Origin of the sequence: Sphingomonas lutea, from assembly GCF_014396785.1 — a bacterium.
In the GTDB taxonomy this organism is placed as follows: domain Bacteria; phylum Pseudomonadota; class Alphaproteobacteria; order Sphingomonadales; family Sphingomonadaceae; genus Sphingomicrobium; species Sphingomicrobium luteum.
Genome location: NZ_CP060718.1, coordinates 480,348 through 494,868, shown reverse-complemented (window position 1 = coordinate 494,868; position 14,521 = coordinate 480,348). Strand labels below are relative to the sequence as shown.

The window sequence follows — 14,521 nt, the reverse complement described above, 5'->3', positions numbered from 1 at the left end:
CAAGCGGTCTGGCTCATCGATGAACGGCGGCGCAGCTTGCCGCGCTCGCCGCGCGTCGGGTAAAAGCGCGCGGCGTGCTCACAAACAGCGAGTCGGCCCATGCAGTCCGATGTTGACGCCCTTCGCTTCAAAGCCTCGAAATGTCGCGACCTCGCCACCGACGCGCTTACAAGCGACGCCCGCGTGGTGCTGAACGAGATGGCGCTACAATATGAGGAAGACGCGCGGACGCTTGAGCTGGCTGCAGCAAAGTCGAGCCGCACCAGGCGTGCGTTTAGCTGGCCGCTCGGATAAAAGTTCACGCTGCCCCCAACCGGGTCACTGCCCGGTCGGAATCCCCGTCGCCCCCTCGATGATGTCGCCGAGCAGGCTGCGCTTTCTCTTGCGCCGAGGCTGTTGCGGCTGGACTTGGGGCGGCGGCATCGCTTCGGCTTGGCCCATGCCTGCGCTGCCCATCATGCCCTGCATCCCGCGCATCAGGCTCGCCGTCGTCTTGTAGCGCACCTTGGCGGTCCATTTCGGCGCCTTGGGATCATCCGAGAAATTGGCTTCCGGACCGTAGCCGATCATCGTGATCATCCCAGTCGGGACCGCCGCCGCGACCTCGGCGGGGAGCACGCACTGATTGGTCGAAGGCGGCAGCACCGCGCCCGTGCCGATCAGGCGCTTCACTTCGGCGGGGGCGAGATAATCGAGGGTCGCCATGCCCGCCGTCTTGGCGGAACTCCACATGATCATGTCGCCATTCGGGTTGGCGCCGAACATCGCCAGTGCGTAGCCGGTGGCATTGGGCACCGCCTGCCACGCCAGCCGCGCCGCCCCCGACGGCAGCGTTCCCGCCTCGGTGAGGTTCAGCCCGCCCATGAAATCCTGGCCGGCACCAAGGCTGAACGCGATCTCGGGCGAATAATTGCCGGCGATCCTGTGCGCGCCGATCAGCGACCCGGTGGCCGGGACGGCGCGGCTGTCGCGGTCGTTGGGCCATTTGCCGAAGCCGGGCGCGTTATACGGCCCGCTGACCACCCTGGCCGCGCTAGCCATGGCCGCCATTCCGGGCGGCATCTTGCCCGCGACCATCTTGGCAAAATCGATCACCGTCGGCTGGCCCGCGGTCACATGCTCGCCGCAGCCCCAGTAGATCAGCATCCGCCCCTTGGGCTGCTGCCATTGCGCGGGCAGGCCGTCGGCGCGCGGCTCGGCTGCGGGGCGCGCCGGAGTCACCAGCGGCAAGCTCAGCCCCATCTGTAGCGCGGGCGGGATCCAATGGTCGGCACTCGCCGCCGCGGGCGCCTTGGTTTTCGATGCAAGCCGGAGGTCGATGGTATGCCCGACGCCGCCCCCGCGGCCGGACAGCATCGCCATCACCTGCGCCATGTCCGGCTGCGCGCCGCCGCCGGCCATGCCCGCGCCGAATCCGCTGGTGGTCGTCACGTCCATCCAGTAATTGGCGACCGGCGGCGGCGGGCCCTTGGCCGGCGCTGCACCCATCACCACCAAAGCGGCCGCCGCCGCCACGCTCGCTCGCTTCATACGATTGCCCCCTTCGACGCAGCCACTATAGCGCCCCAAATCCTCTAAAAAATCGGCAAAATGGACGATATTTCTCGAATCCGGAATTTTTCGATCATCGCGCACATCGACCACGGCAAGAGCACGCTGGCCGACCGCCTGATCCTTGCCACCGGCGGCCTCAGCGAGCGCGAGATGACGCACGGCCAGGTGCTCGACAATATGGAGATCGAGCAGGAGCGCGGGATCACCATCAAGGCCCAGACCGTGCGCCTGAACTGGAAGGCCGCGGACGGCGAGACGTACGAGCTCAACCTGATGGACACGCCCGGCCACGTCGACTTCGCCTATGAAGTCAGCCGCAGCCTCGCCGCGTGCGAAGGCGCGCTGCTGGTGGTCGATGCCGCCCAAGGCGTCGAAGCGCAGACGCTCGCCAACGTCTACCAGAGCATCGAGCACGACCATGAAATCGTGCCGGTGATCAACAAGATCGACCTCCCCGCCGCCGACCCCGAAGGCGTCAAGCAGGAGATCGAGGAAATCATCGGCCTCGACGCCAGCCAGGCGGTGCTCGCATCCGCCAAGAGCGGCATCGGCATCCCCGACATCCTCCAGGCGATCGTCGACCGCATCCCGCCGCCCAAGGGCGACCGCACCGCACCCTTGAAGGCGATGCTCGTCGACAGCTGGTACGACCCCTATCTCGGCGTCGTCATCCTGGTGCGCGTGATCGAAGGCGTCCTCAAGAAGGGCCAGCAGGTCAAGTTCATGGCCGCGGGCACCACGCACCTGGTCGACCGCGTCGGCTGCATGCGCCCCAAGATCGAACAGCTCCCCGAGCTCGCCGCGGGCGAAATCGGCTTCATCACCGCGCAGATCAAGGAGGTCGCCGAAACCCGCGTCGGCGACACCATCACCGACGCCAAGCGCCCCACCGCGACCGCGCTGCCGGGCTTCAAGGAAGTCCAGCCGGTGGTCTTCTGCGGCCTGTTCCCGGTCGACGCCGCGGACTTCGAGAAGCTGCGCGAATCCCTCTACAAGCTGCGCCTCAACGATGCGTCGTTCAGCTTCGAGACCGAAAGCAGCGCCGCGCTCGGCTTCGGCTTCCGCTGCGGCTTCCTCGGCCTCCTCCACCTAGAGATCATCCAGGAGCGGCTGACCCGCGAATATGATCTCGACCTCATCACCACCGCGCCGAGCGTGGTGTACCGGATGCACCTGACGCGGAGTAAGAAGGATGCGACGTCGGGTGGCCGGTCCTTCGAGACGGGTCTTCGACGGGGCTCAGTCCCTCCTCAGGATGAGCGGGAGGGGGAGAGCGGAAGTGGTGGCCAGATTATCGAGCTGCACAATCCCGCCGACATGCCCGACCCCAACCGGATCGAGATGATCGAGGAGCCGTGGATCAGTGCCACCATCTACACCCCCGACGAATATCTCGGCGCGATCCTCAAATTGTGCCAGGACCGCCGCGGCATCCAGAAGGGCCTGACCTATGTCGGCAGCGGCAGCCACCAGCGCGCCCAGCTGACCTACGAACTCCCGCTCAACGAAGTGGTGTTCGACTTCTACGACCGCCTGAAAAGCATCAGCCGCGGCTACGCGTCATTCGATTACGAGCAGATCGGCCACCGCGAGGGCGACCTGGTCAAGATGAGCATCCTGGTCAATGAAGAGCTGGTCGATGCGCTCAGCATGATCACCCACCGCGGCACCGCCGAAGCCCGCGGCCGCGGCATGTGCGAGCGATTAAAGGAACTCATCCCCCGCCACCTCTTCAAAATCCCCATCCAGGCCGCGATCGGCGGCAAGGTCATCGCCCGCGAAACCATCAGCGCGATGCGCAAGGACGTGACGGCGAAATGTTACGGCGGCGATGCGACGCGCAAGCGGAAGCTGCTCGAGAAGCAGAAGAAGGGGAAGGCGAAGATGCGCGAGTATGGGAATGTCAGCATTCCGCAGGAGGCGTTTATTGCTGCGCTGAGGATGGGGGAGGAGTAGCCGAGCGCAGCGCCGCCGACGCGCAGCGTCGCCGAAGCAGCGCGAAGAGACTACGACGACCCGGCCGGCGGGTCGGCAATGCCGAACCCGTTCGACGACACGAAGCGAAGACCGCAGCTTTCCGTAAGGAAAGTGAGGACCGGGAGCGTCTTGTAGCGGAAGCTAGCTCCTCGATAAGCAGAATGGACCCCGGAGCTTAGTCCGGGGGACTGACCGAGGCCGCCAGGGAAAGGCGAAGATGCGGGAGTACGGGGATGTGAACATCCCGCAGGAGGCGTTTGTCGCGGCGCTACGGATGTTATCTGCGGGCGTCCTTCCCGAAAGCGTTCTATTTGTTCTGGCGCCGCCAATCCGTCCAATCCACTGGCCGGACGGATACCTCACGCAATTCTTCCAAGTCGAGCACATCGAGGAAGAGGACGATGTTCCGGCAGTCCCAGCGTGCAGATGGAACTACTAATCCATCGAATCCCAGAAATGCGGCTGCTGAGGCTATCTCCTGCGTACGCACATACAGCAACTCGCGGTAACGATCGTCGTCGACGCCGAGCGACCGGAGTTGATCCATATCGGCAAGCACGAGCGTCTGATTTGCCCTGACCTCAAGCTCGTACAAATTGTGCGCCATCCGCGACGGAAACACCGATTGCCCCCGATTAAGATGGAAGTGGATTTCGGCAATCGCGCCATCAGGTTCAGCCGCCCCGTAGAGCACCGACATTTGCGCGGTATTCCAGCGTCCTGAGCCACGTGATCCGTCGAAGGCATTTCGCCCAGCTCTGACAACGCGCCACATCGTTCCATCGAAGGCCTGCCCATCCACGGCCCCCACAAGATCAAGTAGTCGATCGTCCAGCCCGCGCTGACGTGTCACTTAGAGATACACCCCACTATCAAGTCGCTCGATTACCTCGAGTACGTCAGCGGTGCGGCCCTCGACGATCAGATCGTAGGGTCGAAGAGCCGACAGTTGAGGATGGGGTGATTGAAGCCACAAACGAATTTCGTCTGGCTCATAAAAATCTGCCAACCGCTCAGCGACCCAACGCAACTGCGCCATCGCAGTCTGCTTGTCTATTGTCGGATCTGCCTCGCCCTTGGACCACCGAGTAACGGTTGGTGGCGAGACGCCGAGGATGTTCGCCAAGTCGCGTCCCTTGAGCCCACCGATGGTCTTGAGTTCACCAACAAGTCGGGAGACGGCAGTTTCACGAGTTTTGAGTGCGACGGAATTCATGATTCTTCTCTTCTAGATTCAATTCGGTTTGACGCGATCCGCTACGGAACTTGGCTTCTGCGGGAAGCTCGACGGTTCCCAGGCCGTCGTGAAGGCCGGACAGCGCCTCGAAGGCGAGTTCGAGCCGCTTTACTGATGACGCAACCTTCCGTCGTAATTCGTAATCCATGTTTCGAATTCTACTCGCCCTTGCCGCTGTCTTTACGTGCTCGCGAAGATGATTTTCCAAGAACTGTTCGGCACGGATCGCCTCCGGTGTTTCGGAAAGGCTTGAAACCAGCCGGCCGCTCTGGACAGCCAAATGAGCAGCGGGATTCCGAAGCATCTTGTCGACGTCGCCGCAGCAAGATGGATCAGAACATCCGAAAAGATGGCGCGAGGTCCTTGTGTCATCGAAAAATGTCCGCATTTCCCCCGTCGAAAGAAACCGATCCAATCCTGCAATAAATATGCGCTTAGCGCCGCTGCCGCCGCCGCTTGCTGCTGGGCGCAACCAAGTTGACGCATCAAAACGTTGCTTGCCCTCAATGCCACTAGCGAAGCCGCTGACGCCGCCCATCGCTGAAATGGCGATGGCTGCAACGCCGCCGACCTGGTCGGCGATTATCGGGATACCCAATTCGTGGAAATCGCGTGAGCCTTCCACAACGCGCGACATGCCCACGCCGGTTGCATCCACACCGAAGCCTGCGATGCGAAGCCAAATTCGATCCACGGGCAAGTCGCGGAGCGCCTCGCGAAGGTTCTTGCGGACGCTTGGATCGCGAAACTGCGTGTACGAAATGAGTAACGGGTAATCGATCGGTATGTGGCCTCCACCATAGCGATCGAGCGCTACTCTGAGCGCCTCACATGATTTGAGATCAACTGGCAGCCAATCAGGCCCGCCTTCGGTCAGTAAGTGCGAGGGCGAGAGCAAGGCTGTTATCTCATTCTTCACCGCATATCGGGCGATGGGCTCAATCACGCTCCTGTTCGTGCCGGGGACAAAATCTTCGGCCTCAAGTGCGCGGCCTTCCGCTGACCATGGAGCTGATTTCACTGAACCGGCAAAGCGACCCTTGACGCTTAGTTCAGCGCAATTCGTATCGAGGACTATCTCTGCCTTCCGGTCTTTGAGCGATCTGACTAAGCTTTTGTGTCGACGCGTGCTTTCTGTGGCCGCTTCCAATACAAAGCGTCGAGTTCCCAATTTGTTTGCACTTAGCAGTTGTTCGCAAAGGGCATGTTCTCGGTATCCAACCCGAGTCACCTGCGCGACCTCTCGCGGCTTTCCATGAAGATACACAACGTTGTCGTTCATGCCGGCCTCCGTGCTACCGCGATTACGAAACGGTTTCACGAATGTCAACTTTGAAACAAAAACGTAACTAACAGTATAATGCGGCCGGAGTTTTTTGCTGAACTTAACCCATCTCGGCAGGCTCAATCGTCAACCGCAACCCCATTGCCCCCAAGATCGAGCGGATCGTCTCAAACGACGGGTTCCCGTCCTCGCCCAGCGCCTTGTAAATTCCCGGCCGGCTGACGCCGCTGCGCCGCGCCAGATCCGAAATGCCGTGGGAGCGCGCGACAGTGGCGAGTGCGCCGCGCAGCTCTTCGGGGGTGGCGTCTTCGAGATAGGCGTCGAGATAAGCGGCGATGGCTTCGGCGGTGTTGAGGTAATCGGCGGAGTCGAACTTCGTGGTTTCGATCTTCGGCATCAGTCCAACTCCTCCGCCATGGCCTTCGCTTCCGCGATGTCCGCGTTTTGCGTCGCCTTGTCGCCGCCGCACAGCAGAACGATCAGCGCCGACCCGCGCTGGACGAAATAGACGCGGTAGCCTGGGCCATAGAAAATCCTCATCTCCGAGACGCCTTCCCCAACCGGAGCGACGTCGCCCAAATTCCCCTGCCCGGCCCGATCAAGCCGCTTCAGGATGCGGGCTCGGGCGCGTTCGTCCCGCAGACCCGCCAGCCAAGTCGAAAAGCGGGTGGTCTGCCGAACCTCGATCAATCCTGTCTCCTATAGTTTACAGCTGTCGCGATGTCAACTGTGGTTGACAGGGTCGGCTCCCCTGTCAACCTTTTCTCCTCCGCGCCGGCCCATCGCGCTGCTCCACAATCACCCTCGGCCCCCAAACCTTCGGCTCCCGCGGGAGCGCGCCGTTGGGGATCCACGGGCGCTCGCGGGGTTCGCGGACGGCTTCGTAGAACGCCTGGCTGTTGAGCGAGAAGGTACGCATGTTCGGGGCGGTCGGTTGCTGGTCGTCTTCCGGCTTGCTCATCCCTGGCGCTCCTCCCATTCGGCATGGGCGCGCCGTTCCCATTGGGCTTGCGCGACGGCGTCCTCCTCGAACTGCTTTTCCCGCGCCGCCCATTGCGCGTCGGCGCCCATAGCCGCCCATTCTTCCTGCGTGTAGCCGCGCGCCGGGGTCGTGGTGGCGCCGGTCGCGCTCTGATCCACCGCGACCGCATAATTGCCGTCGCGGTGGCGGTGCTGCGTCAGGAAGCGCGGGTCGGGATAAGGCGGGCGGTTGGGCGCGCCTTCGTCCGCCCACCAGGCGCGGCGGGCCCGATCGAGCGAGTCGCTGAACGTGGTCGCGGCGATCTGGACGAGGGCGTGATCGCCGCGCCGCAGATCCCGCAGCACCTCATTCGCGTCGAAGCCGAGCTTGGCCGACAGGAGGTCGAGCATGACTTCCATCACCGTGATCTGGCGCAGATAGAAATCGGCGGCGACAATCTCCCCCGCCAGGCGCGCCTGCCGTTCGGCCGCGACCTTGCGCATGAACTTGACGCCGATGCCTTCAAGCAATTCCCACTTGCGGTCCTCATCCTCCTCCGGCTCTTCGGCTTCGGGCGGGGGGAGGCCGCGGAGACGCGAGGGCGGGGTGAGCTGGGCATTGCGGGCCGCGGCGTCGGCCACGCCTTGCGCGATCTTCATGCTGCCGTTGGCCTGGGCGATCAGCATGGCGCGGTCGACTGCGGCCTTGAAGCTGTCGCTGCCGTCGGCCTTGAGCAGCTGATCCACGCCATAGGCGGCCATGCCGAGGGCCTGCACCGCCTGCCGCTTCGAGCCGGTGGCGGAGAGCGCGGCGATGAAGGCGCGCTGACGCTCGGGCGTCCAGCCGTCGGCGCGCTTGGTCAAGCGCGGGACGGGGGTGAAGGCGAGGAGATCGCCAAGGTGGGTGAAATCGGATTCGCCGGCGAATCCGGTGGCGCGACAACGGTCGCAGATGACGGGGATGCTGCTCATCGATGAGGATGGAGCAAGCGAAATCCTAATAGGAAAGCGAAAATTTGGCCTGTAGCGTCGGGCGCATGGGCGATCGCGGCAGGGACGATTCGGACGTGACGGGGCGCAGCGTGCCGCCGGGCTTCGACTTCGGCTGGATCCGCGGGATCGCCGATGCCCTGCCCAACCCCATCGCCTATATCGACCGCGAGCGACGCTACACCTTCATCAACCGCGCCTTCGCCGAATTCTTCGAGCGGCCGCGGCGCGAGCTGCTGGGCCTTACGGTCGAGGAACTGCTCGGGCCCGAGGTCTATGCGGTGCGCAAGCCGATGTTCGAAGCGGCGTTCGGCGGCGAGCGGCAGTGGTTCGCGGCGGACTTCGACCATCCGACGCGCGGGCCGCTCGCGCTCCAGGCCGAATATGTGCCGCAGCCGGGGCCCGACGGCGCAGTGCACGGCATCGTCGCCTTGATCACCGACGTCACCGAGCAGCGCGCCGCCGAACGCGCGCTCAAGGAAAGCGAGGAGCGCTTCCGGCGCATCGCCAACAGCGCGCCGGCGCTGATGTGGGTGACCAGGATCGACCGCGTGCGCGACTTCGTCAACGACGCTTATGTCGAGTTCGTGTGCGGGCCGCACTGCACGTCGGACGCCGAGCGCGAGACGGCGCGCACGACCGACTGGCGCGCGCGCATCCACCCCGACGACGTCGACCGCATCGTCGCCGAAAGCCTGGCCGGCGAGGCATCGCTGCAAAGCTTCACGCTCGAGGGGCGCTACCTGCGCCACGACGGCGAATATCGCTGGCTGCGCAGCGTGTCGCAGCCGCGCTTCTCGCCCGATGGCGAGCTGGTCGGCTTCATCGGCGTGGCGGGCGACATCACGCTTGCCAAGGAAGCCGAGCTCGAGCTTCGCCGCCAGGTGGCGGAGCAGACTGCACAGCTGGCCGCGTCCGAAGCGCAGTTCCGCGCGGTGTTCGAAGCCGCGCTCGAGGTCATGGTGCTGCTCAAGCCCGACGGCACGGTGATTGCGGTCAACAACCGGCGGGAGGTGTGGCGCCACCCCCATCCCGACGAGGCGATCGGCCAGAAGTTATGGGATGCGCCGACGCTGTCGGCCTATCCGCAGCATCGCGAGCATATGAAGCAGGGCATCGCCGCGGCGGCGCGGGGCGAGGTCTTCACGACCGAGGTCAAGATGGAACGGACAGGCGTTCCGACCGCCTTCCTCGACGTGTCCGTGCAGCCCGTGCGCGGGTCCGACGGCGAGGTCGTTTATCTGTTGTTCGAAGCGCGCGACCTGACCGAGCTCAAGACCGCGCAGGAGCAATTGCGCCAGAGCCAGAAGATGGAAGCGCTGGGCCAGCTGACGGGCGGCATCGCGCACGATTTCAACAATCTGCTGACGGTGGTCGTCGGCGGCCTCGACGTGATCACCAAGCGGACCGAGGATGACAAGCTCAAGCGCTATGCCGACAATGCGCTTGCGGCGGCCGAGCGCGGGGCGCGGCTGACAGGACAGCTGCTGGCGTTCAGCCGGGTGCAGCGGCTCGAGGTTCGGCCGACGTTGGTCGCGCCGCTCATTCAGAACATGCGCCCGCTCTTGCGCAACGTGCTTGGCCCGGGGATCGAGAAACGCTTCGACCTCGACGGCGACGCGATACCGGTGATGGCCGACCCGACCCAGCTCGAGGTCGCGGTGCTCAACCTGGCGATCAATGCGCGCGACGCAATGCCGGACGGCGGAATCCTCAGCTTCGCCACGCGCAAGGTCGAGGTCCGCGACGACCCCGACCTTGAGGACGGCACCTATATCGCACTGACCATCACCGACACCGGCGAGGGCATGGCCGAAGACGTCGCCGCGCGCGCGTTCGACCCCTTCTTCACGACCAAGGACGTCGGCAAGGGCACGGGGCTTGGCCTGTCGATGGTCTATGGCATGGCCCGCCAGTCGGGCGGCGCGGCGCGGATCGCAAGCCGGCCCGGCCACGGGACGTCGGTCGAGCTGCTGTTCCGCGCGGCGGAAGGCGCAAGCGAAGCCGAGGCCGCGGCACCGGTCGACGGACTAGCGACGCCGTCCGAACGGATGAGCGCATCGGTGCTGGTGATCGACGACGACCCCGATGTGCGCGGCTTCGTCGTCGCCACGCTGGAAGAGCAAGGCTACAGCGTCCGCGAGGCCGCCGACGGCCGCGCCGGCCTGGCCGAGATGGATCGCGAGGCGCCCGACCTGGTGGTGCTCGATTTCATCATGCCCGGCCTGTCCGGCGCCGAAGTCGCCAGCCGCATCCTCAGCCAGCGACCCGACCAGCCGATCCTGTTCGTGTCCGGCTACAGCGAGACCGACGCGGTCAAGCGCGTCGCGCCCGATGCGCCGCTGCTGGCCAAGCCGTTCCGCGCCGACGCACTCGACAAGGCGGTGCGCGGGGCGCTGTCGAAGTCCTGACGGTTCGCTCCTGAACCCAAAGCGCACTTACGCGTTTGGCGATGCGCGGGTGGATGGAGGTTGCGATGCGTTGGTCTTCGTTGCTGCTTGCCGCATTGGTCGCGACCCCGGCCGCGGCGCGCCCCGTTCCCACCGAAGCGACCCAGGCGAGCGCGCCGATCGGCGTTGCCGCGGCGCAGATTTTCGAGCGCGACTGGGTGCTGATGAACTGGGCGCTCAAGACCCACGACACGGATCGGGACATCCTGTTGTCGGCGCGCGAGGCGCAGGCCGCCGCCGACGCCTTCCGGGCGATTGCCGACGGCGACGAGGATGGCCGCGTAACGCCCACCGAATATCGCGCGGCGCGCGAATTCATCCTCGCCCGCTACTAAGCGCGCGCCCACGCATAAAGTCCGCACAAAAAGAAAGGAGCGCGGGTTCGCTGGCCGCGCTCCTTTCCAGAAGGTCCGATTGAAGACCCGTCCGAACTAGCCACGCGGCGGCAACCGGACAAGATATCCAAAGTTCACCTTGTCCAAGGTTAGTGTTGCCCGACGGTCGCAGCGCGGGCGGGTGGGCGCGGCGCGTCCGATGCGATACCATCGCCGCCGTGGGGAGCGGGGTTCAACTAGCGTCGGGACGCGTGATCGCGCTGGGGCGGCTGCTATTGGCGTCGCTGTTCCTGGTCGTCGTGTGGATCGACTGGTCGCACCCGCGCCAGGTGCCGCCCGCGACCTACCCCCTGTTGTGGGGCTATCTGCTGTTCGCCGTCGTCATCACCTGCCTCACCTGGAAGAATTGGTGGCTCGACGCGCAATCGGGCGGGCCGGCGCATGCGGTCGACATCGCGCTGTTCACGTCCGTGGTCTATTTGACCGAGGGCGACAAAAGCCCCTTCTTCACCTTCTTCGTGTTCGTCCTGCTGGCCGCGGCGATCCGCTGGGGCTGGCGCGCCACCGCGCTGACCGCGGTCCTCCTGACCTTGCTTTACGTGATGGCTGGCCTGGCCACGCCGGGGCCGGACCTGGAACTGGGCCGCTTCGTCGGACGCACCGGCCATCTGGTCATCCTGTCACTGATCCTGATCTGGTTCGGCGTCCACCGCTGGCAAACGCGGGCGAGCGAGACTGCGAGCACGCTGGTTGCCGAGGGGTCGGCGGGCGTGCCGACGATCGAGGCCGCCTTGCACGATGCCATCGTCGTCACCCGCGCCGCCGGCGGCGCCTTGGTCTGGGTCCGGTCCGGTGGGAGCAAAGCGATCGTCGCCACCGAACGCGACGGGGCCGGCAATGTCGACCAGGCCCAAGCGGCCGATTTCAGCAAGCTGGCAGACGCCCCCTTTCTTTATGACGTCGCCCATCACCGCGCCCTTCGCCGCGATGCGGACGGCAACCTTCAGGCCCAAAAGCTCGGCCCATTGCTTGGTACCGGAGTCATCGACAGGCTGGGACTTCGCGAGGGGTTGGCAGTGCCCCTGCTCAGCCAAGCCGGGGAAGGTCAGCTGTTTCTGGAGGGCATGCCGGCATTGTCGAGCGACTCGCTCGATCTTGGCACCCAGGTCGGCGCGCATGTCGCGGCGCAAATGCATCGGCGCGCCCTGATGAAAGCGGCCGAGGAAAGCGCCGAATCGCGCTCGCGGCTGGCGATTGCGCGCGACCTTCACGACAGCGTCGTCCAGTTCCTTGCAGGGGCCGCCTTCCGCCTCGAAGCCATGAAGCGCTCATCGGAGCGCGACCTCACCCCCGAACTCGACGAATTGAAGCAATTGATGCTGCAGGAGCAGGTCGAGCTTCGCGGCTTCATCGCGGCGCTTCGCGATGCATCGCAGGTCGAGGTCGAAGAGGTCGCCAAGGATCTGAAAGGCTTGGCCGACCGGCTGGGGCGGCAGTGGCACGTCCAGTGCACCTTTTCCGCCGAAGACGCGGACGTCGCCGTGCCGACGCGCCTGCATTTGGACGCGCAGCAGCTGGTGCGCGAGGCAGTCGCCAATGCCGTGCGTCATGCGGGCGCCAAGAACGTCAGCATCCGGCTGCGCGCCGCGAACGACGCGTTGCGGCTCGACTTCATCAACGACGGCACGGCCTTTCCGAAAAGCGGCGAGGGCGCGCGCATGCCGATGACGTTGCGCGAGCGGGTGGAGGCGGCGGGCGGTGCGCTCGACCTGTCGCGCGGCATGGGGGTGACGAGATTGTCGATTTCATTGCCGCTGGGCGGGCGCGCCGCATGAGCCGGATCCTGATGGCCGACGATCATCCGATGATCCGAACCGCGATCGAAGTGCTGTTGCGCGACACGCCGCACGAAGTCGCCGCGACGGCCGCATCGGCGACCGAAGCGCTCGACCAGCTGGAGGCTGTCAAACCCGACATCCTCCTGCTCGATCTGGCGATGCCCGGCGGCGGCATGTCGGTCGTACGCAAGCTGAAGGACGACCGGGTTGGGCAGAAGATCGTCCTTCTGACCGCGGCGATCGACGATGCGACCTTGATGGAGGCGCGCACGCTTGGGGTTCGCGGCATGGTGCTCAAAAGCTCCGACCCCGCTTTTCTGATCGACTGCCTGGACCGAGTGCAGTCGGGGGGAACGTGGATCGACCCGGAGCTGGCCGAGCGGATCCAGGCGCTGAACGAAAGCTTCGGCGATGCGCGGCGCCCGGCGCTGGCGCCGCGTGAGCGCCAGCTGATCCGATTCGTCCGCCAGGGGCTGCGCAACAAGGAGATCGCCAGCGAGCTCGGGGTGACCGAAGGCACGGTGAAGGTCTACCTCCACGGCATCTTCGAGAAACTGAGCGTGAGCACGCGCACCGAACTGGCGGTGCGTGCCGACGAATTCCTCGCCGAAAGCTATTCGCGCGACGTCAACTGAGGCCTAGCGGCCGGGCACCTTGTCGAGATCGAGATCACTGGCGCGGATGACGATCGGCGCCCCGCCATCGCGCGGAAGGCGGTCGAGGAACTTGCGCGCATCGCCGACGATGACGATCGTGCTGCCCTGCGGCGCGAGCAAGGACGCGGCGGCGGAGCCCGCCTGCGCCGGGGTGATCGCCGACACCGCTTTCTGGTAGCGCGCGATCTCCTCCACGCCGAGGCCGTCGATGATGTAGTTGGAGATGAGGCCGGCGAGGCCCGAGGTGGTTTCAAGCGTGCGCCCGAAGCCGCCATTGAGCACGGCCTGGCGCGTGGCCATTTCCGCCACCGGGATCGGCTCCGTGCCCAGGCGGCGCATTTCGGCGAGGACGAGCGCAAGCACTTCGGGCGCGGACTCGTTCTTGGTCTGCGTGACCGCGAACACCGGGCCGGCCTGGCGGCGTCCTTCAAGCGTGCTGCGCGCGCCATAGGACAGCCCGCGCTTGATGCGGATTTCCTGGTTGAGGCGCGAGGAATAGCCCGTGCCAAGGACAGCATTGGCGACGAGCGCCGCATAATAACGCGGGTCGGACCGCGGGATCGCCTCCTTGATCACCGCGACGGCGGCCTGTCCCGAATCCGGCAGGTCGATGACGATGGTGCGGCCGCGCGCGCTATCCGCCGCGATCGGCCGCGTGGGCGGCGGGTCGGCAGTCGCCGCCCAATCGCCGAAATAGCGGTTGGCGAGGTCGCGCGCCGCCTGCGGCGTGACGTCGCCGGTCAGGACCAGCGTGGCGCGCGCGGGCGCGAAGCTGCGGCGGTAATGCGCGAGCACATCGTCACGGGTCAGGCCCTTGAGCGCGCCGGGCGTGCCGTCGGCGGGATGGCCGTAGGCGCCGGTGCCATAGAGCGCGCGATTGGCGACCATCGGCGCCAGCGCGCCCGGATCCTGCATCGCCACCGCCAATTCGTCGGTCGTGATGCCGCGCTGCCGATCGAGCTCGTCGGCGGCGAAGACTGGATTGCGGGCGACATCGGCGAGGATTTCGATCGCCGGCGCGAGCTGGTCGGACTTCACGGTGAGGGCGACGTTGGCCCCGTCGAGATCGGCCGAGGAGCTGAGCGCGCCGCCGAGCGCTTCGACCGCCTGCGCGATCTGGGTCGCCGAACGCGTTTTCGTGCCCTTGGACAGAAGCGCAGTGGTAAGACCGGCGAGCCCGGCCTTGCCCGCCGGATCGGCGGAGGCGCCGCTCGGCACCACCAGCGCGGCGCTGGCGAG

The 14,521-nt window shown here is 65.5% G+C and carries 14 protein-coding genes; 5 read left to right on the top strand and 9 right to left on the bottom strand.

What is annotated here, in order from left to right; genetic code table 11:
- Positions 1-318: 318 nt before the first annotated feature.
- Positions 319-1,530, bottom strand: a complete 1,212-nt coding sequence (locus H9L13_RS02545; protein WP_187538756.1) for a hypothetical protein — start codon at positions 1,528-1,530, stop codon at positions 319-321.
- Between the two features lie 60 nt (positions 1,531-1,590).
- Between H9L13_RS02545 and lepA the strand changes: the two genes are divergently transcribed.
- Positions 1,591-3,510, top strand: coding sequence for a translation elongation factor 4 (gene lepA / locus H9L13_RS02540; protein WP_187538754.1), 1,920 nt, complete (start codon positions 1,591-1,593; stop codon positions 3,508-3,510).
- A 328-nt stretch (positions 3,511-3,838) separates the two neighbouring features.
- Here the strand turns inward: lepA and H9L13_RS02535 are convergent, their stop codons facing one another.
- The 7 genes from H9L13_RS02535 to H9L13_RS02505 form a co-directional block, all read right to left on the bottom strand.
- On the bottom strand, positions 3,839-4,384 hold the full coding sequence (locus tag H9L13_RS02535; protein WP_235091100.1) for an RES family NAD+ phosphorylase: 546 nt from the start codon (positions 4,382-4,384) through the stop codon (positions 3,839-3,841).
- The gene (locus H9L13_RS02530) at positions 4,385-4,747 is read right to left on the bottom strand and encodes an antitoxin Xre/MbcA/ParS toxin-binding domain-containing protein (RefSeq protein WP_187538752.1); all 363 of its coding nucleotides are present in this window, start codon (positions 4,745-4,747) and stop codon (positions 4,385-4,387) included.
- On the bottom strand, positions 4,719-6,050 hold the full coding sequence (locus tag H9L13_RS02525; RefSeq protein ID WP_187538750.1) for a hypothetical protein: 1,332 nt from the start codon (positions 6,048-6,050) through the stop codon (positions 4,719-4,721). The genes H9L13_RS02530 and H9L13_RS02525 overlap by 29 nt, the downstream gene beginning before the upstream one ends.
- 103 nt (positions 6,051-6,153) lie before the next feature.
- Positions 6,154-6,450 carry an addiction module antidote protein gene (locus H9L13_RS02520; protein ID WP_187538748.1) on the bottom strand — a complete coding sequence of 99 codons (297 nt, stop codon included), beginning with the start codon at positions 6,448-6,450 and terminating at the stop codon, positions 6,154-6,156.
- Positions 6,450-6,743 (bottom strand): type II toxin-antitoxin system RelE/ParE family toxin, encoded by a 294-nt coding sequence (locus H9L13_RS02515; protein WP_187538746.1) that lies wholly within the window; start codon positions 6,741-6,743, stop codon positions 6,450-6,452. The genes H9L13_RS02520 and H9L13_RS02515 overlap by 1 nt, the downstream gene beginning before the upstream one ends.
- Before the next feature lie 64 nt (positions 6,744-6,807).
- Complete coding sequence (locus H9L13_RS02510) at positions 6,808-7,014, bottom strand: hypothetical protein (RefSeq protein ID WP_187538744.1); 207 nt, start codon at positions 7,012-7,014, stop codon at positions 6,808-6,810.
- Entirely contained in the window at positions 7,011-7,985 is a 975-nt protein-coding gene (locus H9L13_RS02505) for a hypothetical protein (protein ID WP_187538742.1), read from the bottom strand. Before H9L13_RS02505 ends, H9L13_RS02510 begins: the two co-directional genes overlap by 4 nt.
- Positions 7,986-8,029: 44 nt before the next feature.
- Here H9L13_RS02505 and H9L13_RS02500 point away from each other — a divergent pair, with 44 nt between their 5' ends.
- The 4 genes from H9L13_RS02500 to H9L13_RS02485 all read left to right on the top strand — a co-directional run bounded on the left by H9L13_RS02500 (position 8,030) and on the right by H9L13_RS02485 (position 13,261).
- Positions 8,030-10,414: a PAS domain-containing protein gene (locus H9L13_RS02500; RefSeq protein WP_223176470.1), complete on the top strand. Its 2,385-nt coding sequence runs from the start codon at positions 8,030-8,032 to the stop codon at positions 10,412-10,414.
- Positions 10,415-10,479: 65 nt separating this feature from the next.
- A complete protein-coding gene (locus H9L13_RS02495) occupies positions 10,480-10,788 on the top strand; it encodes a hypothetical protein (protein ID WP_187538738.1) in 309 nt (102 codons plus the stop codon).
- A 251-nt stretch (positions 10,789-11,039) separates the two neighbouring features.
- Positions 11,040-12,623 carry a sensor histidine kinase gene (locus H9L13_RS02490; protein WP_187538736.1) on the top strand — a complete coding sequence of 528 codons (1,584 nt, stop codon included), beginning with the start codon at positions 11,040-11,042 and terminating at the stop codon, positions 12,621-12,623.
- Positions 12,620-13,261 (top strand): response regulator, encoded by a 642-nt coding sequence (locus tag H9L13_RS02485; protein ID WP_187538734.1) that lies wholly within the window; start codon positions 12,620-12,622, stop codon positions 13,259-13,261. The genes H9L13_RS02490 and H9L13_RS02485 overlap by 4 nt, the downstream gene beginning before the upstream one ends.
- A 3-nt stretch (positions 13,262-13,264) precedes the next feature.
- Here the strand turns inward: H9L13_RS02485 and H9L13_RS12570 are convergent, their stop codons facing one another.
- Positions 13,265-14,500: a M16 family metallopeptidase gene (locus H9L13_RS12570; RefSeq protein ID WP_244954831.1), complete on the bottom strand. Its 1,236-nt coding sequence runs from the start codon at positions 14,498-14,500 to the stop codon at positions 13,265-13,267.
- Between the last annotated feature and the right edge of the window lie 21 nt (positions 14,501-14,521).

Bases quoted from the DNA above. Each gene is read 5' to 3' on its own strand.
- H9L13_RS02545 (WP_187538756.1), bottom strand. From the start codon at position 1,530: ATGAAGCGAGCGAGCGTGGCGGCGGCGGCCGCTTTGGTGGTGATGGGT.
- lepA (WP_187538754.1), top strand. From the start codon at position 1,591: ATGGACGATATTTCTCGAATCCGGAATTTTTCGATCATCGCGCACATC.
- H9L13_RS02530 (WP_187538752.1), bottom strand. From the start codon at position 4,747: ATGAATTCCGTCGCACTCAAAACTCGTGAAACTGCCGTCTCCCGACTT.
- H9L13_RS02525 (WP_187538750.1), bottom strand. From the start codon at position 6,050: ATGAACGACAACGTTGTGTATCTTCATGGAAAGCCGCGAGAGGTCGCG.
- H9L13_RS02520 (WP_187538748.1), bottom strand. From the start codon at position 6,450: ATGCCGAAGATCGAAACCACGAAGTTCGACTCCGCCGATTACCTCAAC.
- H9L13_RS02510 (WP_187538744.1), bottom strand. From the start codon at position 7,014: ATGAGCAAGCCGGAAGACGACCAGCAACCGACCGCCCCGAACATGCGT.
- H9L13_RS02505 (WP_187538742.1), bottom strand. From the start codon at position 7,985: ATGAGCAGCATCCCCGTCATCTGCGACCGTTGTCGCGCCACCGGATTC.
- H9L13_RS02495 (WP_187538738.1), top strand. From the start codon at position 10,480: ATGCGTTGGTCTTCGTTGCTGCTTGCCGCATTGGTCGCGACCCCGGCC.
- H9L13_RS02485 (WP_187538734.1), top strand. From the start codon at position 12,620: ATGAGCCGGATCCTGATGGCCGACGATCATCCGATGATCCGAACCGCG.